Consider the following 20079-nt stretch of genomic DNA (forward strand, 5'->3'; position numbering starts at 1 on the left):
TCAGTCATTTACTTATCACTAGATGATGGTGATAAGTAAACAGCGAATAGAGAAAAGGAGGCCCCCGTGCCCCAAAACCCCTCCCCGCGCCATGCGGTCGTCACTGGCGGCGCGCGCAACATCGGCCTTGGTATTGCCCGCAGGCTGAGAGAGGACGGCTGGCGGGTCTTCGTGCTCGATATCGCGGAACCGGAGGACCCTGCCCTGCGCGCGGATGCACAGCAGGTCGATCTGTCAGACCCCGAGGCAACCACCGCCACCTTGCAAAACATTCTCAAAGAGGGGCCAGTCACCTGTCTGGTCAATAACGTCGGCATCGTGAAACCCGCGCCCTTCGACGCGGTAGAGCTTGATGACTTCGACCGCATCATGCACCTGAACCTCCGCCCCAGCATCTTGGCGGCGAAACTGCTGGTGCCGGGCATGCGCGCGGCAGGGGGAGGGCGGATTGTGATGAACACCAGCCGCGTGACAAAGGGCAAGATCGACCGGACGCTTTATTCCGCCAGCAAGGGCGCGATCCAGTCGATGGCGCGCACATGGGCGCTGGAACTGGCGCGCGACGGGATCACCGTGAACTGCGTCGCCCCCGGCCCCATTGCCACGACCGCCTTTTGGGAGAACAACCCCGAAGATGCGCCAGAAACCCGCGCCATCGTCGATGCGGTGCCGATGGGCCGCATGGGCACGCCCGAGGATGTGGCGCAGGCGGTGGCCTTTTTCGCCGATGCCCGCAGCGGTTTCATCACCGGGCAAACGGTCTTTGTCTGTGGGGGCACGGCGGTCGGGTAATCAGCCCTCGGGCTCCAATGCGTCAAGCAGCCTGCGCAGGACCGGATTACTTGGGTCGCGCAGATAGGCCAGCCCGATCCGGCTTTGAACCTTCGCATCGCGGATCGGCAGAAAGGCCACGCCCGCATTCTTCATCCGCGCGGCAGAGGCGGGGACAAAGGCCACGCCCAGACCCGCCGAGACGAAATTCACGATCGCAGTAAACTGCGGCGCACGGTGCGCCACGCGGGGCGCGAAACCAGCATCGGCACAGAGTTGATAGGCGCAGGCCGCGAAACCCATATCAGGGCCGAGATGGCTGAATATGAAACTCTCCTCGCGCAGCGTTGCCATGGAAACCGAAGGCACCCCGGCAAGACGGTGGTCGGGCGGCACGGCCAGCAGAATATCCTCGGTATGGACGGTGCGCGTGACCAAAGTCTCAGGCACGCCCGAGAGCGGCAGGCGCACGAACCCAGCATCGAGCCTGCCCGCCACGATCTCGGCGATTTGCAGGTCCATGTCCAACTCGCGCAGGATCAGGTCCACATCCGCAGCGCCCGCGCGCAACTCTCGCAAAAGCCGCCCCAGAATGCCCGCGTAAGAGGCCGAGCCGACATAGGCCAGTTCAATCCGCCCGCGCTGACCGATCCGAGCGGCCTCGGCCACCGCCTCGACCCGCTGCGCTTGTTGCAACAGCGCGCGGGCTTCGGGCAACAGCGCCTTGCCGAAGTCGGTCAGCATCACCCGGCGGCGATTGCGGTCAAACAGCAGCGCGCCGCCAAAAACGGTCTCAAGGTGTTTTAACTGTTGCGTCAGTGCGGGCTGCGCCACGCCAAGATTGGCCGCCGCTTGGCCAAAATGCAGCGTTTCGGCGATGGCGACAAAGACCTCATATTGGCGCAGCGTTGCGCTGAGTTGCTTTTCCATGCGGTCCTCTGAACTGGCATCAGAGGATTTTCACACGCGGCCCGGTGATAAGCAAGTTAGATCACCGGGCGGCGGCACCTAGCCTTCGGCGGCGCGGGCGCGTTTGCGGCGGTCGTGCAGGGTCTCGGCATCGGCCAAATCATCGCTTTCGACCTTGGTGGTTTCCTGCCCACTTGGCCGCTGCGCACGCTTGCGGCGGAGCGGCCCGCTGTCATCACGCTCCCGCGGGAGGATCAAACGCTCCACCCGTGTCCGGCGCAGGCCGAGCGTTGAGGTCAGATCAAAGACCCGCGCCGCGACCCGGTCGGCAGTCTGCGGCTGCACCAACACCTCAAGGCGCGTTACCGGGCGGGATTTCTTGCCCTGCCCGTTCAGCATCAGCAAATCGACCACGCCGTCCATTGCCCGCAGGCGGTCCACCGCCGCGCCGAGTTCTTCGCCCGTCATGTCGTCGATATCGCAGGCGAATTGCACCAGACTGTCTTGAGCGATACCGGCCGAGGCGGTGTCAAAAACGCTGACCCGCAGGATATTCGGCAGGCCCTTCATCACCCGCATTCCCGCGCCCGACCCGGTGCAGCGCAGCCGCCCCGGTGGGCGGTTGGCGGTGGGGCTGCCGCCAGTGACATGCGCAAGGATCGCAGCACCCGTGGGGGTAACCCGTTCGCCCGGAACGCCATCGTCATGCCAGTCGTAGCCCTGCAAGATCAGCGCGGTCGCCGGTGCGGGAACGGGCAGTTTGCCATGCGCCGTTTCCACCAGCCCGCCGCCGAGGGGCAGTGGGGCGAGCGAGACGGTCGCCCCCGACAGCGCGGCGCAGATGCTGCCTGCAGCGGTCACGTCCATCAGCGCGTCCCAATCCGCGATCTCGTGAAAATGCACCCGGTCGATGGGGATGTCGTGCACCTGTGCTTCGGCCTCGGCAATCCGGTGAAGGATCGCGCAGGCGGCCTGAGCCGTGCCCTCGGACAGCGGCGCGTTTTCCAAAAGTTCGCGCATCGCGCGGTAGGTCGTCTCGGCCCCGTGGCGCCTGGCTGCATCGGGTGCGGCCAGCACCAATTCGAACCGCCGCGCGGTGATGCCCGAAGCCACATGTTCGCTCAGTTCCGCATGGCCCACTTCGGCGGGGAGCACGGCGGCGACATCGGCCAAGGCGCGCTCGGCCAGATCGGGAAAGGCATGCAGCATCGCCGCGATGAACATATCACCCGCCGCCCCGCCTACGGGGTCGAGGTGCAGATGAAGCCCTTGCCCCAGCATCAATGCCCCTCCGGCCAAGGGTTGCGCAGCAGGCCGTCGTCAAACTGCATCTCTTGCAGGTCACCGACCACCTCTAGCCCCGGACGGTCGCGGAGTTCCGGCAGCATCGCCTCGGAGGCATAGAGATACTCAAGCTTCAGCGTATTCGGGATGCGCAGCAGCCGGACCTTGGTGATATCCTCGGCCCCGCAGGTCTTGACCGCTGTCTGGATCGCCGTGCGGTCGCAGGGCATGACCATGGGGATCTTCGATTGTTTCAACACCTGAGAGGTGATGGCATTGGCATAGACCGCCTCTCGGTCGAAATCCTGCTCCAACCGCTGCGTAATCACATCTGCGCGCGCCGCGCCATTGCCGTTGCCGTTGCTGCGCGGCGACAACCCAAGCGCCACCAGTCGCGAGATATGCAGATGGACCTGCATCTTCTCGCTGGAGAACCGATGGGTGATATTCGGATCCATCCCGGTGCCGGAAAATTCTTTGCCGATTTCATCGACCACCAGTACATCCAGATCGCCCGAGGCCGATGGTGCGTCCAGCGGCCCCAGCGGCAGGCGGGGCATGTTGCGCATCGCCTCTTGCAGATAGGGTGCTTCGGCCTCCAGCATCCCGTCACTGTCGAGGGCGACCACTTCCGAGAGTTCGTCGTAGGCGTTCTCGATCGTGCCAATGCCAAAAAGCACCTTGCAACGCTCCAGCTTCATCCGGGCCATTTTGGCGACGAAGATGCCGACGTTATCGATGCCCCGCGAATGGCAAGTCTCGGCCCCCGATTGCTTGCCCAACCCGATGGAGAGCATCTTGGCCAGCCCGCTTTCGTTCGGCGCGCGGAAGGAAGTATGCGGCTTGATCCGGTTGAACAGGATGATCCCATCGGCGGCATTGGCGTGGCGGTCCATCCGCACCGACATGCCGTTGTCGAGCACACCGATCTCATCGGTTTCCATCGAAGAGCGGATTTCGCAACCGAGGCTCTCTTCGGTCACGCCCAGTTTCGCCAGCAACGCGGTTTGCCCCTCTGCCGTGGCCCCTCCATGGCTGCCCATCGCGGGCACGACAAAAGGATGCGCCCCCCGCGCGCGGACTTCGGCCACGATGGCAGCCAGTAGTTCCGGCAGGTTCGCCAGCCCGCGGCTGCCTGCAGTGATTGCGATGGACATGCCCGGCTTGATCTTGTCCGCGCAACCGGCCTGCATCGCCTCCGCCACGGCAGCGCGCGGGGCGTCGATCCGGGTCGCGGCAAAGGTCTGACGGCAAAGCGCCATGCGCGGCAGCGGCGTATCCTCGACCAGTTTCACATAGTTTGGTTTCATCTGCGCTCTCCCCTTCGACATCTGTTACCCCGTGACCCCAATCGGCCAAGGCGCGAATTCCTCTTCGCCCACGCCAAGCGCTTCGGATTTGCTCTGCTCCCCGGAGGCGATAGCGAGGATGCGCTCGAAGATCGCTTGGCCCAATTCCTCTAGGCTTTGCTCGCCGTCGATGACCGTGCCGCAGTTGATGTCCATATCGTCCTGCATCTTGGTGAACATCGGCGTGTTAGAGGCGAGTTTGATCGTCGGCGAGGGGTAGGAGCCAAAGCAGGACCCGCGCCCGGTGGTAAAGCAGATCAGGTTCGCACCCCCCGCGATCTGCCCGGTGGCCGAGACGGGATCGAAGCCGGGCGTATCCATGAAGACCAGCCCCTTTTGCGTCACAGGTTCGGCATAGCGGTAAACCTCCATCAGCCCCGTGCTGCCGCTTTTCTTGGCCCCACCGAGGGATTTTTCCAACACATTCGCCAGACCGCCCGCCTGATTTCCGGGGCTGACGACGCCGTTGATCTGCGTGTCGCGGCCCTTGGTATGCTCCAGCCACCAGTCCATGCGTTCGACCAGTTCGCGGCCCACCTCTTCGCTGCGGGCGCGGCGGGTCAGGAGGTGTTCGACGCCGAAGATCTCGGGCGTTTCCGACAGGATCGCCGTGCCGCCGTGGCGCACGAGGATATCCGCCGCAGCCCCCAGACCTGGGTTGGCCGACAGACCCGAAAGCCCGTCCGACCCGCCGCATTGCATCCCGATGGTGATATGTTCCGCCGAGCAAGGCTCGCGCTGCACCGCATTAGCTTGATCCAACATCTCGCGCACGGCGTCCTTGCCGTCGGCAATCGCGCGGGCGGTGCCACCGACGTGCTGCATGGTGATGGTGCGCAGCATCTTGCCCTCGGCCAGTCCTTCCTCCTCAAAGAACTGCGCCAAATTGTTGCGCTCACAACCCAGCGACAGGACCACGGCCCCGGCCAGATTGGGGTGGCGGATATAGCCCGAGAGCGTGCGCCGTAGCAGGTCCATCGGCTCGCCTGTCAGCTCCATCCCGCAGCCGGATTCGTGGATGAAGGGGATCACCCCGTCGACGTTCTCCCACGCCTCCATCCGCTCTTCGTCGAAGTAGTTGGCAACCTTGCGCGCCACGGTGGCGGAGCAATTCACGGTTACGAAAAGCCCGATGTAGTTCCGGGTGCCAACGCGGCCATTCGCGCGGCGGATGCCCATGAACTGCGCGCGTTCTTCGGGCGGCAACAGGTCGGTCGGGGTATAGTCGCGGGCAAAGGCATAGTCTTTGTCGACCGCGTCGAATTTGATGTTGTGGCTGTGCAGCCAATCGCCTGCGGCGATATCCTCTGCCGCGTAGCCGATCACCGTGTCGAATTTCAGGATCGGCGCGCCCTGCTGGATCGGGCGGATCGCGATCTTGTGCCCTTGGGGCGTATCGTGGTTGGCACGCAGCCCGTCTTGCGGCAATACCGCGCCACGGGGCACCGCCGAGGTCGCCACGACCACGTTATCCGTCGGCGACAGCAGCATCACCTTTGCGCGTCTGTCCTCTTGCATGGTCTGGCTGTCCATCGGATGCTCCCCCCAGGGTGTCGAAAAAAACCGCTTCGGTAAGATTTCATTAACTGATATATTAGATTGAATAGCTATGGAAGAGCCCACATGACCTCATCGAGCAAACCATCAGCACAGAGCGCGCAGACCCTCGCCAAAAGCATTTTGGGCGGCGGGGCTGACTTAGGTCTGTTTGAGGGCGGCCCCACCGGGCGCGGGGTCTATGCCACGCTGCGCGATCAAATTGTCCGGCTCGACCTGCCGCCCGGCACCCCGCTTTTGCGTGCGGAATTGGCCGAGACTCATGGGGTCAGCCTGACCCCCCTGCGCGACGCGCTGCAACAACTCGCCAAAGAGGGTCTGGTCAAGATCTACCCGCAGTCGCGCACTTTGGTGACGCCAATCGACATGTCCGCGATCCGCGAAGCGCAGTTCATGCGCATCGCGCTTGAGACGGAAGTTGTGCGCCGCTTGGCGGCCGAGATCGCGCCCGAAGCCCTGACCCGTCTGCGCAGCATCGTCGCCCTGCAAAGCAGCATCTCGGATCAACCCGGCGATGTGCCGACCTTTCAAGAGCTTGACGAAGTATTCCACCAGACCCTCTTCGTGGCGGCGGGCCATGTGCAAAGCCAACGCATCATGCGCAGCCACGCGGGCCATCTGGAACGTCTGCGCCGCCTGCATCTGGATGACATCGACGAGGCCGGGCGCATCCTTAACAACAAGGACGTGATCGGGGGCCACAGCCGCATTCTTGACGGCATCGAAGCGGGCGATGCCCCTGCCGCGATGGAGGCGCTGCGCCAGCACCTGCAACGCACGGTCGACCGGATGACCGAGAAACGGGCGGCTTTCCCGGAGTATTTCACCCCGGAAAAGCCCTGACTCAGCGGTTGTTGGCCTTGCGCCATTCCGCGAATTTATCGAGGTTTTCCTGCTTGGTGCCCGGATAAAGCCCGATGATCCCCGCGCCGCCTTTGACTTCTTCCACGACGAAATCCTCATAGGCGGTCATCTCGACGGCCTCATCCGCCACCTCTTCGGCGATATTTGCCGGGATGATGATCACGCAGTCGTCGTCGCCCACCACGATATCACCGGGAAAGACCGGCGCATCGCCGCAGCCGACGGGGCAGTTGATCTCAATCGCCTCATGCAGGGTCAGGTTCGTGGGGCTTGAGGGCCGCGCGTGGTAGGCGGGCATCTCCAGCGCACCAATGCTCGCCGCATCGCGCAGCCCACCATCTGTCACCACGCCCGCCGCACCGCGCATCATCAGCCGGGTGATCAGAATGTCACCGGCACTGGCCGCCCGCGCATCCTTACGGCTGTCCATCACCAGCACATGACCCTCGGGGCAGGTCTCAATCGCGACGCGCTGCGGGTGCTCGGGATTGCGAAACTCGACCAGCTGATTGCGGTCTTCGCGGGCGGGCATATAGCGCAGTGTGAACGCCGGGCCGACCATGTTGCGCCTCTTGGCGGCCACCGGGCCGACCCCCTGCACCACCTGATTGCGCAGCCCGCGCTTGTACAGCGCCGTGGCCAATGTCGCGACCGAGACCGCTTGGAGTTTCTCGCGTAGTTCGGGGGTCATGCCGCCTCTCCTTTCAGTTGATTGTCTTTCACGAATTGATCCAGCACGGCCTGCTGCTTCTCCGTCAGGGGCCAAGCGGAGGGCGGGCGCGTGGCGCCGCAATCCTGTCCGATGGCCATCAGCGCTGCTTTGACGCCGGTGACATTGGTGCCGTTCTGCTCTTCGGCGCGGATGTTCTCAAAGGCGCGCATCCCTGCGATCAAGCGGTTCGCTTCCTCATAGTCGCCCGCGTCGAGTGCCGCGTGAATGGCGACAGACCGCTCGGGCCAGACGTTGATAAGCCCCGAGGTAAACCCCCGCGCCCCCACGGCATAAAGCGGCGGCGCCCAAACCTCGGCCAACCCGCCAACCCAGACGATATCATCCGGCGCCGCCTCAATCGCGCAGGCAAGGTTCAAGGGGTTCGGCGTGGCCCATTTGACCCCCTTCACCCCCTCGACCTCGCAAAGCCGCGCGATGCCCTCGGGCCCCATCGCATCGTTGCGCAGGTACAGCATCACCGGCAGCCCGCCCGAGGCATCGCGCACCGCGCGCACATAATCGACCGTGCCGCGGGGGGAGACAAAGGGATCAGGCGGTTGGTGGATCATCAGCGCATCCGCGCCCGCCTCGGCGCTCGCCTTGGCCAGCGCACAAGCATCGCGAATGCCGCGCCCCACGCCTGCCAGCAAGGGCGCGCGCCCGTCGACCATCTGCGCAACCTCGCGGACCATGGTGCAGGCCTCATCATTGGTCAGCGCGTAATATTCGCCGGTATTGCCGTTCACGACCGGGATATGCACCCCGGCGGCAAGCGCGCGGTCAATGATCGTCGCCAGCTTGCGCGGCGCGATCTCTCCAGCATCGTCATAGGGCGTTACAAGGATGCCCGAGATGCCGGTAAGCGCTTTTGATAGATCTTGTGTCATCAACATACCCCTCAGAAAATATCCGGCTCACCCGCCGCTTGGCCAAAGGCCGCGGTGAGGTAGTCAAAGTCGCAGCCCTGATCGGCCTGCCCCACATGGCGCTGGAACATATAACCCCAACCCCGCTCGAACCGCGGCTCAGGGGCTTTCCAAGCGGCGCGGCGGGCGGCGAGTTCATCCTCGTCCACCAGCATGTCGAGGGTACGGGCCTCTAGATCCATCCGCACGATGTCGCCCGTTTTCAGCAGCGCGAGCGGCCCACCGACAAAGGATTCAGGCGCGACATGCAGGATGCAAGCCCCGTAAGACGTGCCCGACATCCGCGCATCCGAGATCCGCAGCATGTCGCGGTGGCCCTGTTTCAGCAGCGCCTTCGGCATCGGCAACATGCCCCATTCCGGCATCCCCGGCCCGCCCTGCGGCCCCGCGTTGCGCAGCACCAGCACATGGTCCGGCGTCACGTCGAGGTTCTCGTCGTCGATGGCGGCCTTCATCTCGGGGTAGCTGTCAAAGACCAACGCCGGGCCTTCGTGGTGGTGGAACTTCGGATCGCAGGCCGCCGGTTTGATCACCGCGCCATTGGGGCAAAGGTTGCCCTTAAGCACGGCGAGCGAGCCTTCCTTATAGACCGGGTTCGACAGGGGCCGGATCACGTCGTCATTATAGACAGGCGCGCCCGCGATCCCTTCCTCCAAGGGTTTGCCGGTGCAGGTGATCGCCGACCGGTCAAGCTTATCGCCCAACTGGTCCATCAGCGCCCGCAACCCGCCTGCGAAATAGAAATCCTCCATCAGGTATTCGCTGCTGCCCAAGGGTCGGATATTGGCAATAAGCGGTGTGGTGCGGCCCAGAGCGTCCAGATCGTTCAACTCCAGCGCCACACCCGCGCGACGCGCCATGGCCAACAGATGCACCACCGCATTGGTCGAACAGCCCGTCGCCATCGCCACCGTCGCCGCGTTTTGCACAGCGGCGGGGGTGATGATCTTGTCCGGCGTCAGGTCTTCCCAAACCATATCGACGATCCGCCGCCCGCAAGAGGCGCTCATCCGTTTGTGGCCCGCGTCAGCGGCAGGGATCGAGGTGGCCCCCGGCAAGGTCAGCCCCATCGCTTCGGCAATCGCCGTCATGGTGGAGGCCGTGCCCATGGTCATGCAATGCCCATAAGACCGCGCAATGCCGCCCTCGACACCGACCCACTCCTCGGCCGAGATCGTGCCCGCGCGGCGCTCATCCCAGAACTTCCATGCGTCCGAGCCTGAGCCGAGCGCCCTGCCTGCGTAATTCCCGCGCAGCATCGGCCCCGCGGGCAGGAAGATAAACGGCACGCCTGCGCTGATCGCGCCCATGGTCAGCCCTGGCGTGGATTTGTCACAGCCGCCCATGAGCACCACACCGTCAAGCGGGTGCGAGCGGATCGTCTCTTCGGTCTCCATCGCGATCATATTGCGGTAGAGCATCGAAGTCGGCTTGGTGAAACTCTCGTCGATCGAGATCGTCGGGATCTCCAACCCCAGCCCCCCGGCCTGCGCGATTCCCTTCTTCACGTCCTCCGCGCGGTCGCGGAAATGGAGGTGGCAGGGGTTCATCTCGGACCAAGTGTTCAGGATGCCGATCACCGGGCGGCCTTCCCAATCCTCGGGGCCCAGACCCATCTGCATCATGCGCGACCGATGCCCAAAGCTGCGCAGATCGTCGGGGGCAAACCAGCGCGCGCTACGCAGCTGATCGGCGGTTTTCTTGGTCTCGGTCATGGAATCCTCGTCAGCTAAAACATCATCGCAAAACGGGTGGAAAACACATCTTGCTCAAACTGATATATTACCGTATCACCCCAATTGTCGATACCATTTGAGGGGCGCGTTGCGAAAATGTCGGGAAAATCACTGAAACGAACGCTCCGGCCCGGCAGCCGCCTGTCTGGGTTCTGGCTCTCGCTCTGCTCACCCACGGTGACGGAAATTGCTGCGGGCAGCGGGATCGATTGGCTCTTGCTCGACATGGAGCACGCGCCGAATGATCTGAGCCAAATCACCGACCACCTGCGCGCCGCAGGCAGTGCCAATCCCGATGCGCAGATGGTGGTGCGGATGCCCTCATCCGACCAGACGATGACCAAGCGGCTGCTGGATATCGGCGTGCAAAATCTGATGTTCCCGATGATCCAAAACGCCGAAGACGCCCGCCGCGCCGTGTCATGGACCCGCTACCCTCCCGAAGGGCTGCGCGGCATCTCGGCTACGATTCGCGCCAATAACTACGCGCGGCAGACGGATTACCTGACCACATATACAGACGCGCAATGCGTCATCGTGCAGGTCGAGACCCCCGAAACGGTCGACCAAATTCCCGCCATCGCCGCCGTGGCCGGTGTGGACGCGATCTTTATCGGGCCGGGCGATTTGTCGTCGGCGATGGGCCATACCGGCAACCCCATGCACCCCGATGTCCAAGACAAGATCCGCGAAGCGGTCGACGCCATTCACGCCGCCGGGCTGCCTGCGGGCATCCTTGGCTACGGCGCCGATCTGGCGCGCCGCTACTTTGACAACGGTATCGAATTCGTCGCCATCGCGGGCGACGCTTTGCTGCTCACGCGGCAGATGGACGCGCTGGTGCAAACCATGGCGCAGCCCTCCCCCACTTTGACACAGCAAACCGACAAGGATTGATCATGAGCGCTGACAGCAAGACATTTCACCCCCACGGCAAGCACTTGATCGCAGGCGAATGGGTCGGCGGCGGAGAAACCTTCGCCAATTCCCCCGCCACCGGCGAAAGCGACCAATTTCAAAGCGGCACCCCGGCCCATGTGGACCGCGCTTGCGAAGCCGCCGAGGACGCCTTTTGGTCCTACGCCTATTCCAGCCGCGAGAGCCGAGCCGATTTCCTTGACGCCATCGCAGACGAGATGGAGGCCCGCGCCGAGATCATCACCGAAGTCGGCGCGCGCGAATCCGGCCTGCCGACTGCCCGCCTTCAAGGTGAGCGCGGACGCACCATGGGGCAGCTTCGCCTCTTTGCCGATCACATCCGCAAAGGCGCCCATCTGGACCGTCGTGTCGACGGTGCCCTGCCCGAGCGCCAACCCATGCCCCGCCCCGACATTCGCATGATCCAACGCCCCATCGGCCCGGTTGCGGTATTCGGCGCGTCGAATTTTCCGCTGGCATTCTCCACCGCAGGCGGTGACACCGCCGCGGCGCTGGCGGCGGGCTGCCCGGTCGTCGTGAAAGGCCATTCCGCCCATCCCGGCACGGGGGAGATTGTCGCCGAAGCGATCCATGCCGCGATCAAGAAATGCGACATTCATCCCGGTGTCTTCTCCCTCATCCATGCCAACAGCCGTGAGGTGGGCCAGACGCTGGTGCAGCATCCGCTGATCAAAGCCGTTGGCTTCACCGGCTCCCTCGGTGGAGGCCGCGCGCTGTTTGACCTCTGCGCGCAACGGCCCGAGCCGATCCCGTTCTTCGGCGAGTTGGGCTCGGTCAATCCGATGTTCGTTCTGGCCGAGGCCGCCCGAAACCGCGGTGCGGAAGTCGGCGCAGGCTGGGCCGGGTCGCTGACTATGGGCGCGGGGCAGTTCTGCACCAACCCCGGCATCGCGGTCGTGGCCAAGGGCGCGGAGGGCGACGCCTTTGTCGCCGCCGCAAAAGAGGCGCTGGAGCAGGTCGGCCCGCAGGTCATGCTGACCGACGACATCGCCAAAGCCTACCGCGATGGCAAGGAACGTTTCACCGGACGCAACGCCGTGCGCGCGCTGCTGAGCAATGACAGCGAAGGCCGCAGCGCCCAGCCGAACCTTTTTGAAACCGATGCCGAGACCTACCTGCAAGATCACGCGCTTGGTGAAGAGGTTTTCGGTCCCTTGGGACTGGTGCTGCGGGTCTCGTCGGGCGACGAGATGCAAGAGCTTGCCAAGGGTTTTGAGGGCCAATTGACCGCGACGCTCCAGATGGACGACGGTGATACCGAAGCCGCCAAGGCGCTGATGCCCATCCTTGAACGCAAGGCGGGCCGGGTGCTGGTGAACGGCTTCCCAACCGGGGTCGAGGTATGCGACGCCATGGTGCACGGCGGCCCCTACCCGGCCTCCACCAATTTCGGCGCGACGTCCGTCGGTACGATGGCGATCCGCCGCTTCCTGCGGCCGGTGTCCTACCAGAACCTGCCCGAGGCCTTGCTGCCCGAAGATCTGCGCGGGGCATCGACATGAGCGGCGATCTGATCGGCCCCGTCGCCGTGCTCGACGCGATGCCGGAGGATATGCAGACCAAAGTGCGCGGCTATGCCGAAGGGCTCGACCTGCGCATTGCGGCGTCCTATTCCGAAGAGGATTTTGCCAAGACGGTGAAGGGGGCGGCCTATATCGTTCCCCGCGGGCGCGGCCTTCCGGCCTCGGTGCTGCGCGGAGCCGATAGTGTGCGTCTCGTGCATCAATGGGGCACCGGGTATGACAAGATCCCGGTGGATCTGGCCAAGGAAATGGGCGTGACCGTGGCGCGCAGCCCCGGCGTTAACGCCCCCACCATCGCGGATCTCACCATCGGCATGATGATCGCCGCCCTACGCCGCATTCCGCTGCACTATAACAACACCCGCGCGGGCAAGTGGATCGTGCCGGAGATCGTCCCCGGCGCGCGGGACCTCAGCAGCCAAAAGGTCGGGCTGATCGGTTTTGGCGCCATCGGGCAGCTTGTCGCGAAACGGTTGACGGGCTTTGACTGTGAGGTGCTCTACTACCGCCGCTCAGGGGAGGCCGAGGGCACCAGCGCGCGCTATGCCGAGCGGGACGAGATCCTTGAGACCTGCGATATCGTCAGCCTGCACATGCCGCTGACCGATGCGTCACACCACACAATCGGCGCGGCGGAACTGGCGCGGATGAGCTCCGACGCCCTGCTGGTCAACACCGGGCGCGGCGGGCTGATCGATGAGGCAGCACTGATCGACACGCTCACCCACAAACGTATCGCGGGCGCGGCCTTGGATGTCTTCACCGAAGAGCCTGTCGAGCCAGACAACCCGCTTCTGCGGCTCGATAACGTTCTGCCCCTGCCCCATATCGGTGGTCACAGCGAGGATAACCTCAAACGTATGGTCGGCCATTGGGCCAGCAACATCCGCGCCTTCCACGAAGGGCGCGGGATCGACGAAAGCTGTATCGTCACCTAAACCATGCCTCCGGCCTGAACCCTCAGGCCGGGACCGCCGCTTAGCCTTCGAGCGGGACGGGCATCAGGATTTTATTGGTTTGGCGGACCAGATATCCCGCCTCGGCGCTTTTCTTGAGGTAAGTCTGCCACTCAGGGTCCGCCGCCATCTGCGCGCGGCGCGCCGCCCGGTCGGCGGCATCCTGATAGGCCCAGATATGCACGAAGGAGTTCACATCCCCCGTCTCGACCTGCGCATAGATCACTGGCGCGCCGAGGATGCGTTTCTGCGCGGGAAAGCCGAACTTCGCATAGAGGGCGAGGTGTTTCTTGATCGTGCCGGGGCGGCAGAAATAGGTGCGGTGGTCGTAGATCATAAAGGGGCCTTTCGGGGGGGTGGCTTCACGCGATACCGGCGTGGTCGGTGATCCGGGCCCGCGCCTGCAAAAGGTGATAGGCCATCGACACGCCTGCGACTTCGCTGTCGCCCGCGCGGATCGCTTCGAGGATTTCCCGATGTTCGCTGATCACCACGTCGATCCGGGCTTGGGAGCCTTGACGGGTCAGCTTTTGCGCCACGTCGATCCCCTGTTCGATCGAACCGCGGGCGCAGTCGAGCATCTGCACGAAGACCTCATTGCCCGAGGCCGCCGCGATGGCGCGGTGGAATTGGTAATCGGCGTCAAAAGACGGATTGCGCGCCTGCATCGATGCCTCTAGCGTCTGCAGAGCTGCCTCGATCCGGGCGATATCCTTGGGGCTGGCACGCTGCGCGGCCATGCGGGCGGTGGCCTTTTCGATCGTGATCCGCGCCTCCATCGCGCGCATCAGCCCGGCGACGGAACCCGCCGTGGCATATTCGATCAGCTTTTCCGAAGGCCGCCGCCGCACGAAAGTGCCCACGCCGCGCCGCGCCTCGACCAGACCATCCTCTTGCAGCTTGCGCAGCGCCTCACGCACCACGGGGCGCGACACCCCAAAGGCGGTGGCGATCTGGTTCTCCGACGGCAGCTTTTCCCCCTGCACCAGCTTGTTCGACACGATCTGTTCAAGAACCTGCCCGTAAAGCTGATCGGCCAAGGTCTGGCGTTTCTTGATCTTCAGTTTCGGTGCTGTCACCCGCTACCCTCCCGCCGCGGCGCGGCGCATCATATTGGCCAGCCGCAGAGCCGATGTTGCAGCCCCATAGCCGTTGTCGATGTTTACCACCGTCACCCCCGGCGCGCAGCTGGCGAGTATCGAATCAAGCGCGACCCTCCCGCCGCGGGCCACACCATAGCCCACGGAGGTCGGCACACCAATGACCACCCCCGGCACCAGCCCGGCCACGACCGAGGGCAGGGCCGCGTCCATCCCGGCGAAAACAATTACCACATCCATCTCGCGCAACAGGTCTTCCCGCGCGAGCAGCCGCCACAGCCCGGCCACGCCCACGTCTGACACTTCGGTCGCGTCCATGCCGCCATAGGCCAGCGTGCGCCGCGCTTCGGCCATGGGCGCGTAATCAGAGGTGCCCGCGCTGACGAGGGCCATGCGCGGGGCGCTGGCCAAAGGCCCGATCTCTCCCAAAATGGCGGTGCGCGAGGCGGTGCAGTAATCAACCAATTGGGCCAATTCCGCAGGCAGGGCGACGAACTGCTCTGCCGTCAGCCGGGTCAGCAACAGCCTGCGGCCCTCCGCCGCCGCATCGCCGATGATTGCGGCGATCTGTGGCACCGACTTATGCTCGCAAAGCACGGCCTCTTCGATGCCGATGCGCCCGCCGCGGCCCCGGTCAAAGGTCACGTCTGGATGCCCGTCGGGGCCGGTCTTAGTGATGGACAAATGCACTTCCTCTTGAATAGGCCCGCAGATTGACCCCGCGCCCGTCATCCGTGGCCCGCCGAACCTGCGTCAATATCGCTGCACGTTTCTGGGCGGAGAGGTCCTCATAGACAAGCGGATCAAGCTCGACCACCCAGCCCCCGCGCAGGCGTCGGCAGCGCAGGGTGATATTGCCCATGACCTCACGCAACAGGGTCTCTACCCGGTCGATCACCGCCAGATCCGTGGGCTCCACCCGCAGACCGGTCTCGATCCGGCTGGCCAAACAGGGGGCGGCTGGCAGTTCCGCCAGATCTCCCAGCCCGAGCGCGCGGGCCAAGGTACGCACATCCGACTTGGACATCTGCGCCTCAACGAAAGGGTGCAGCACGCCGTGCTCCGCCGCGGCTTGCAGGCCGGGGCGGTAGTCCGACAGGTCATCGGTATTGGTGCCCGCCGCCACCAGTGGCCCCATCCGCGCCAAGGTGCCATAGAGGTTCGACTTGCAGAAATAGCAGCGGTTGACCGGATTGGCGCGATAGGCGGGATCGGCGAACTCCCCCGCGTCGACCAGTTTCAGCGGCAAGTCCCATTCGGTGGCGAAATCCTTCACCCGCGCTGTCGCCGCCGCCGGGACGGCGGGTGAGACCGCATGGCAAAGCGTCACGCCCGCCGCGCCGCGCACCTTGGCCGCGGCAGCCGAGAGCGTCAGGCTGTCGATCCCCCCGCTGAGCGCGATGGTCAGTGAGGGGGGCCGCGCAAGGGCGGCGTGGAGGGCGGCAGGAATGGTCACTCTGCCAGCCCGTCCTCGGTCTTGAGCTGTGCCAAGAGCCGCCCGCTCGACATCTGGAGGTGGTCGCGCATTCGTTGGCGGGCGCGCTCTGCGTCACCTTCAGCGATAGAGGCGGCGATGTCGTAGTGCTCCTGTATCGCGTCACGGCTTTCGCCACCGCGTTTCAGCGCTTGCAGCCGGCCGGCCAACATGGTCTCGCGCAGGCTGGCGACAAGGTAGTTGAACAGGCTGAGGTAATAGCTGTTCCCCGTCGCCTCGCAAACCGCGCGGTGAAAATCGAGGTCGGCAGTGACCCCTGCCGCCACGGCCGGGCCGCCGATCTTGTTGCTTTGGTCATAGGCGGCGGCGGCACGCTCAATCTCTGCGCGGGCCTCGGGTGTGGCGCGGGCGGCGGCGATGGCAGCGGCTTCGATCTCAAGCCCCATGCGCAGCTCTAGGATCTGTTCGAGCTTGCGCTGGCTTTCCATATCACGCTCTGGAATCGCAAAGCCCTGACGGGGCCGGTCGCTGGCGACAAAGGCCCCCCGGCCCTGACGGCTCGACAACATGCCTTCGGCCTTGAGGCGCGAGACAGCCTCCCGGATCACCGTGCGGCTCACGTCGAAATCGCTGGCCAATGTGGTTTCGGAGGGCAGCACATCGCCCACGTTCCACACGCCGTTCACCACGTTGTGGCGCAGCACCTCGGTCACCTGATCGCTCAGCGTGGCACCATCGACGAGGGGCGCGGTCGCCTGAAGATTTGCAGCCATAATAACAACTTCCTTTCGCCGATTGGACCACCTGTATGACAAGCTGTCAATAATCAGAAGGTAGGGTCATTCCCAGCATTACAAGCAGAATACAACATTACAAGTAAGATGAAATCCCCGTAAATTTGTATTTTTAATTGACAGGCTAGAGATTCCCCCGCAGTCTGCGGATCACGGCAAGAGGATGTCAGGGGGGAGCCCGGAACCCATCCAGTAGCTGCCGACACACAGTCAAAACTCGGGAGGAGTTTCTATGTCACCGTTCTTCAAATCGATCCGCCGCACCACAGCGGCCACCATCCTTTTCGCCGTCGCAGGCGCCGCCGCCCATGCGCAGAGCTTTGTCATGGCGACCGGCCAGCAGGGCGGGTCGTGGTATCCCGTGGGCGGCGCGATCAAGGCGATTGTGGAGCGTGAGAACCCCGATATGGACATCACCGTCACGCCGGGTGCGGGTGTGTCGAATGTGGTTGGTGTAGACGCGGGCCGCTTTGGGATCGCCTTCGCCAACTCGATCTCGACCGTGGACAGCCTGTCGGGCAAAGAGCCATTCCGCAAGGCGACGACCAATGTCTGCAACCTTGGCATTCTCTATCCGCAGTATTTCCAGATCGTCGCGCTTGAGGATTCCGGCATCAAGACCATCGCCGACATGAAGGGCAAACGCCTGACCACGCAACAGCTTGGCAACACCGGCGAATTCCTGACGCGCGAGCTTTTGTCGACCGCTGACATGACGTTCGATGATCTCGATAGCGTCGCCAACACCTCCTATTCCGACTCTGCCTCGCAGATGAAAGACGGTCAGGCTGATTTCTTCACCCTTGGCTCGTCGCTGCCGACAGGTTCGGTCATGGATCTGGCGTCCTCGCGCAAAATCCGTCTGGTCGACGTGGACGAAGAGACCTTTGCCTATTTCAAAGACAAGAACGCCGCCTTCCAGCGTCGCGAAGTCAAAGCGGGCGCCTATCCCGGTTTCGATGAGACCGTGCACGCGATCAGCTACGACACCCATATGGTCGCGCCCTGCGACTATGACGGTGAGATCATCAAATCGGTGCTCGGCGCGATTGCCGACAACAACGACAGCTTTGCCGCGATCAGCAAATCCATGGCAGACCTGACGGTTGAGGAGATGGCCACCGACATCGGCGTGCCCTTCCACCCCGCCGCGAAAGAGTTCTACGCAGAGCGTGGCGTCTCGGGGATGTAATTCCCCTCTGACGAGAAACGGGTCGGCCGGGGCCATGCGCTCCGCCCGACCTACACCCCTAAAGGCCCTGCCCCGCGCATCCCGCGCGATGCCGCATAAGGGCCGCCTTCCACTCTAGACGCGAGAACCCCCATGCAACTGTCGATCTTTCTGGACAAGATGCCCCTGATTACCCGTATAGCAAGGCTGATCCTGATCGGCATGGCTGCTTGGCATCTCTATGTCGCCTTCGTCGGCCCGCCCAACCCCTATATCATGCGCGGCGTTCACGTCGCTTTGGCGCTTTTGCTGATCTTTCTGACCGTCAACCGCAAGGGGCTGCGCAATGATGTGCCGCGCTGGTATGACGTGGTGCTCGGGCTGATCGCCTCGGGCGCGGCGCTCTATCCCTCATTCAACCTTAATTACATCACGCAGCGGTTTCTCTACGTCGACCCGCTGATGCCGATGGATATCGTGGTGGGGATCACGCTTGTGGTTCTGCTGTTGGAAGCCACGCGCAGGATGCTCGGGCCGATGCTGCCCATCACCGCCCTGCTGTTTCTCGGCTACGGTCTGGCTTTTACGTCCACCCTGCCTTCGGTGATCCTTGAGCAGTTGTTCATGACACCCGAAGGCATCTTCGGCATCCCGATCGCGGTCTCGGCGACCTATATGGTGCTCTTCATCCTCTTTGGCTCGTTGGTTGAGCGGATGGGCGTCGGCCAGCTTTTTATGGATTTCGCGGTGGCGCTTACGGGGCGTCAGGTCGGCGGCCCGGCCAAGGTGGCCTGTGTGACCTCCGGCCTCTTCGGCTCGGTCTCTGGCTCTGCCGTGGCCAATGTGATGACGACCGGCACCTTCTCTATTCCGCTGATGAAACGCATGGGGTTCAAACCCGCCTTCGCGGGCGCGGTTGAGGCCGTGGCGTCGACAGGCGGGCAGATCATGCCCCCGGTGATGGGGGCTGCGGCCTTTGTCATGGCCGAATATCTCGGCGTGGGATACCTGACGGTCGCGAAATATGCGCTGGCCCCCGCGGTTCTGTTCTATGTCGCGCTCTTCGCGGCGGTCCATTTTGAGGCCAAGCGCAAGGGCATCGGCTCGGTCCCGAAAGAGGATCAAGTGCCGCTGAAAATCGTGCTGCTTGAACGCGGCCACCTGTTCTTGCCGTTGGCGATTATCGTGGGCGTGCTGATGATGGGCTACTCGGCTCCCTATGCAGCACTTTGCGGTATCATCTCGGTCGTGCCGGTCGCGGCGCTGCGCAAGACGACACGGCATTACGTCACCATCGACAACATCCTCGAAGCGCTTGAGGGCGGCGCACGCAACGTGCTGGCGATTGCCGCGGCCTGTGCCTGTGCGGGCATCGTCGTCGGCGTGATCGACATCACCGGACTTGGCCTGACCTTCTCGAACTTCGTGATCGAAGCGGCCCAAGACACGCTGGTCATCGCGCTGTTCCTGTCGATGATCGCGGGCATCATCCTTGGTATGGGGATGCCGACAACACCGGCCTATATCGTGCAGGTCGCCCTGCTGGTTCCGGCGCTGGTGAAACTGGGCGTACAGGTCGAAGCGGCGCACCTCTTTGTGTTCTACTTCGCCATCCTGTCGGCCATCACACCCCCCGTGGCCATGGCGGTCTATGCGGCCAACACCCTGTCGCACGCCAAGATCGTCGAGGCGAGTTGGGCTGCGGTGAAACTCGGTGCGACCGGCTTTATCGTGCCCTTCATGTTCGTCTATGAACCGGCGATCCTGATGCAGGGTTCGGTCACCCAGATCACGTTGGTCCTGTTGCAGGCCACCATTGGCGTCATCCTGCTGGCCGCCGCCTTGCAGCGCTACTACTTCGGCAGACTGTCCAATGTGCTGTCGGTGGTGCTGTTCGGGGCGTCCTTGCTGCTGATCTACCCCGATCTGCGGCTCACCGCCTCGGGGTTGGTCATCGCGGGCGTTATCCTGGCCTTCCAAAAGGCCAGGAACCCCAACCCGAAAAGCCAAGCGGCCACACATACTTAAATCTTAGAACGAACGAAACGGAGCC

The 20079-nt window shown here is 63.7% G+C and carries 19 protein-coding genes; 7 read left to right on the forward strand and 12 right to left on the reverse strand.

Features of this window, described 5'->3' with window-relative positions:
* The first annotated feature begins 66 nt into the window (after positions 1–66).
* The gene (locus tag K3758_RS17105) at positions 67–792 is read left to right on the forward strand and encodes an SDR family NAD(P)-dependent oxidoreductase (protein WP_259950448.1); all 726 of its coding nucleotides are present in this window, start codon (positions 67–69) and stop codon (positions 790–792) included.
* On the opposite strand, the gene K3758_RS17110 is transcribed toward K3758_RS17105, so the two are convergent.
* From K3758_RS17110 to K3758_RS17125, 4 genes are all read right to left on the reverse strand, one after another.
* A complete protein-coding gene (locus K3758_RS17110) occupies positions 793–1701 on the reverse strand; it encodes a LysR family transcriptional regulator (protein WP_259950449.1) in 909 nt (302 codons plus the stop codon).
* Positions 1702–1779: 78 nt separating this feature from the next.
* Entirely contained in the window at positions 1780–2961 is a 1182-nt protein-coding gene (locus tag K3758_RS17115) for a LarC family nickel insertion protein (protein ID WP_259950451.1), read from the reverse strand.
* Positions 2961–4274: a nickel-dependent lactate racemase gene (locus K3758_RS17120; RefSeq protein WP_259950452.1), complete on the reverse strand. Its 1314-nt coding sequence runs from the start codon at positions 4272–4274 to the stop codon at positions 2961–2963. Before K3758_RS17120 ends, K3758_RS17115 begins: the two co-directional genes overlap by 1 nt.
* Positions 4275–4298: 24 nt before the next feature.
* On the reverse strand, positions 4299–5846 hold the full coding sequence (locus K3758_RS17125; RefSeq protein ID WP_259950455.1) for a UxaA family hydrolase: 1548 nt from the start codon (positions 5844–5846) through the stop codon (positions 4299–4301).
* Positions 5847–5936: 90 nt separating this feature from the next.
* Here K3758_RS17125 and K3758_RS17130 point away from each other — a divergent pair, with 90 nt between their 5' ends.
* The gene (locus tag K3758_RS17130; RefSeq protein WP_259950457.1) at positions 5937–6713 is read left to right on the forward strand and encodes a GntR family transcriptional regulator; all 777 of its coding nucleotides are present in this window, start codon (positions 5937–5939) and stop codon (positions 6711–6713) included.
* Between the two features lies 1 nt (position 6714).
* Here K3758_RS17130 and K3758_RS17135 read toward each other — a convergent pair whose 3' ends face one another.
* The 3 genes from K3758_RS17135 to araD are packed head-to-tail and all read right to left on the reverse strand — an operon-like array spanning position 6715 to position 10087.
* Positions 6715–7425 carry a ribonuclease activity regulator RraA gene (locus K3758_RS17135; RefSeq protein ID WP_259950458.1) on the reverse strand — a complete coding sequence of 237 codons (711 nt, stop codon included), beginning with the start codon at positions 7423–7425 and terminating at the stop codon, positions 6715–6717.
* Positions 7422–8333 (reverse strand): dihydrodipicolinate synthase family protein, encoded by a 912-nt coding sequence (locus K3758_RS17140; protein ID WP_259950460.1) that lies wholly within the window; start codon positions 8331–8333, stop codon positions 7422–7424. Before K3758_RS17140 ends, K3758_RS17135 begins: the two co-directional genes overlap by 4 nt.
* A gap of 11 nt (positions 8334–8344) precedes the next feature.
* The gene (araD, locus tag K3758_RS17145) at positions 8345–10087 is read right to left on the reverse strand and encodes an L-arabinonate dehydratase (protein WP_259950461.1); all 1743 of its coding nucleotides are present in this window, start codon (positions 10085–10087) and stop codon (positions 8345–8347) included.
* 117 nt (positions 10088–10204) lie between these two features.
* Here araD and K3758_RS17150 point away from each other — a divergent pair, with 117 nt between their 5' ends.
* The 3 genes from K3758_RS17150 to K3758_RS17160 are packed head-to-tail and all read left to right on the forward strand — an operon-like array spanning position 10205 to position 13508.
* Positions 10205–11005 (forward strand): HpcH/HpaI aldolase/citrate lyase family protein, encoded by an 801-nt coding sequence (locus K3758_RS17150; protein ID WP_259950463.1) that lies wholly within the window; start codon positions 10205–10207, stop codon positions 11003–11005.
* Positions 11006–11007: 2 nt separating this feature from the next.
* Entirely contained in the window at positions 11008–12549 is a 1542-nt protein-coding gene (locus K3758_RS17155) for an aldehyde dehydrogenase (NADP(+)) (protein ID WP_259950465.1), read from the forward strand.
* Complete coding sequence (locus K3758_RS17160) at positions 12546–13508, forward strand: 2-hydroxyacid dehydrogenase (protein WP_259950467.1); 963 nt, start codon at positions 12546–12548, stop codon at positions 13506–13508. Before K3758_RS17155 ends, K3758_RS17160 begins: the two co-directional genes overlap by 4 nt.
* Before the next feature lie 40 nt (positions 13509–13548).
* Here K3758_RS17160 and K3758_RS17165 read toward each other — a convergent pair whose 3' ends face one another.
* Genes K3758_RS17165 through K3758_RS17185 form a run of 5 tightly spaced genes read right to left on the reverse strand, consistent with a single transcriptional unit; the run spans position 13549 to position 16834 of the window.
* The gene (locus K3758_RS17165; protein WP_259950469.1) at positions 13549–13863 is read right to left on the reverse strand and encodes an NIPSNAP family protein; all 315 of its coding nucleotides are present in this window, start codon (positions 13861–13863) and stop codon (positions 13549–13551) included.
* Between the two features lie 25 nt (positions 13864–13888).
* Entirely contained in the window at positions 13889–14605 is a 717-nt protein-coding gene (locus K3758_RS17170) for a FadR/GntR family transcriptional regulator (protein ID WP_259950471.1), read from the reverse strand.
* A gap of 3 nt (positions 14606–14608) precedes the next feature.
* Entirely contained in the window at positions 14609–15310 is a 702-nt protein-coding gene (gene larB, locus K3758_RS17175; protein ID WP_409202637.1) for a nickel pincer cofactor biosynthesis protein LarB, read from the reverse strand.
* On the reverse strand, positions 15297–16082 hold the full coding sequence (locus tag K3758_RS17180) for an adenine nucleotide alpha hydrolase (protein ID WP_259950473.1): 786 nt from the start codon (positions 16080–16082) through the stop codon (positions 15297–15299). Before K3758_RS17180 ends, larB begins: the two co-directional genes overlap by 14 nt.
* On the reverse strand, positions 16079–16834 hold the full coding sequence (locus tag K3758_RS17185; RefSeq protein WP_073037919.1) for a FadR/GntR family transcriptional regulator: 756 nt from the start codon (positions 16832–16834) through the stop codon (positions 16079–16081). The genes K3758_RS17180 and K3758_RS17185 overlap by 4 nt, the downstream gene beginning before the upstream one ends.
* Before the next feature lie 253 nt (positions 16835–17087).
* Here K3758_RS17185 and K3758_RS17190 point away from each other — a divergent pair, with 253 nt between their 5' ends.
* Both K3758_RS17190 and K3758_RS17195 read left to right on the forward strand, forming a co-directional pair.
* Entirely contained in the window at positions 17088–18047 is a 960-nt protein-coding gene (locus K3758_RS17190) for a TAXI family TRAP transporter solute-binding subunit (protein ID WP_259950476.1), read from the forward strand.
* Between the two features lie 132 nt (positions 18048–18179).
* Positions 18180–20054 carry a TRAP transporter permease gene (locus K3758_RS17195; RefSeq protein WP_259950477.1) on the forward strand — a complete coding sequence of 625 codons (1875 nt, stop codon included), beginning with the start codon at positions 18180–18182 and terminating at the stop codon, positions 20052–20054.
* Positions 20055–20079: the final 25 nt, after the last annotated feature.

Origin of the sequence: Sulfitobacter sp. W002 (genome assembly GCF_025142135.1) — a bacterium.
Classification (GTDB): Bacteria; Pseudomonadota; Alphaproteobacteria; order Rhodobacterales; family Rhodobacteraceae; genus Sulfitobacter; species Sulfitobacter profundi.

What these genes read in the sequence shown, in the direction of transcription:
- K3758_RS17110 (WP_259950449.1), bottom strand. Translation starts at nt 1,701, where the DNA reads ATGGAAAAGCAACTCAGCGCAACGCTGCGCCAATATGAGGTCTTTGTC.
- K3758_RS17115 (WP_259950451.1), bottom strand. Translation starts at nt 2,961, where the DNA reads ATGCTGGGGCAAGGGCTTCATCTGCACCTCGACCCCGTAGGCGGGGCG.
- K3758_RS17120 (WP_259950452.1), bottom strand. Translation starts at nt 4,274, where the DNA reads ATGAAACCAAACTATGTGAAACTGGTCGAGGATACGCCGCTGCCGCGC.
- K3758_RS17125 (WP_259950455.1), bottom strand. Translation starts at nt 5,846, where the DNA reads ATGGACAGCCAGACCATGCAAGAGGACAGACGCGCAAAGGTGATGCTG.
- K3758_RS17130 (WP_259950457.1), top strand. Translation starts at nt 5,937, where the DNA reads ATGACCTCATCGAGCAAACCATCAGCACAGAGCGCGCAGACCCTCGCC.
- K3758_RS17135 (WP_259950458.1), bottom strand. Translation starts at nt 7,425, where the DNA reads ATGACCCCCGAACTACGCGAGAAACTCCAAGCGGTCTCGGTCGCGACA.
- K3758_RS17140 (WP_259950460.1), bottom strand. Translation starts at nt 8,333, where the DNA reads ATGACACAAGATCTATCAAAAGCGCTTACCGGCATCTCGGGCATCCTT.
- araD (WP_259950461.1), bottom strand. Translation starts at nt 10,087, where the DNA reads ATGACCGAGACCAAGAAAACCGCCGATCAGCTGCGTAGCGCGCGCTGG.
- K3758_RS17150 (WP_259950463.1), top strand. Translation starts at nt 10,205, where the DNA reads ATGTCGGGAAAATCACTGAAACGAACGCTCCGGCCCGGCAGCCGCCTG.
- K3758_RS17155 (WP_259950465.1), top strand. Translation starts at nt 11,008, where the DNA reads ATGAGCGCTGACAGCAAGACATTTCACCCCCACGGCAAGCACTTGATC.
- K3758_RS17160 (WP_259950467.1), top strand. Translation starts at nt 12,546, where the DNA reads ATGAGCGGCGATCTGATCGGCCCCGTCGCCGTGCTCGACGCGATGCCG.
- K3758_RS17165 (WP_259950469.1), bottom strand. Translation starts at nt 13,863, where the DNA reads ATGATCTACGACCACCGCACCTATTTCTGCCGCCCCGGCACGATCAAG.
- K3758_RS17185 (WP_073037919.1), bottom strand. Translation starts at nt 16,834, where the DNA reads ATGGCTGCAAATCTTCAGGCGACCGCGCCCCTCGTCGATGGTGCCACG.
- K3758_RS17190 (WP_259950476.1), top strand. Translation starts at nt 17,088, where the DNA reads ATGTCACCGTTCTTCAAATCGATCCGCCGCACCACAGCGGCCACCATC.
- K3758_RS17195 (WP_259950477.1), top strand. Translation starts at nt 18,180, where the DNA reads ATGCAACTGTCGATCTTTCTGGACAAGATGCCCCTGATTACCCGTATA.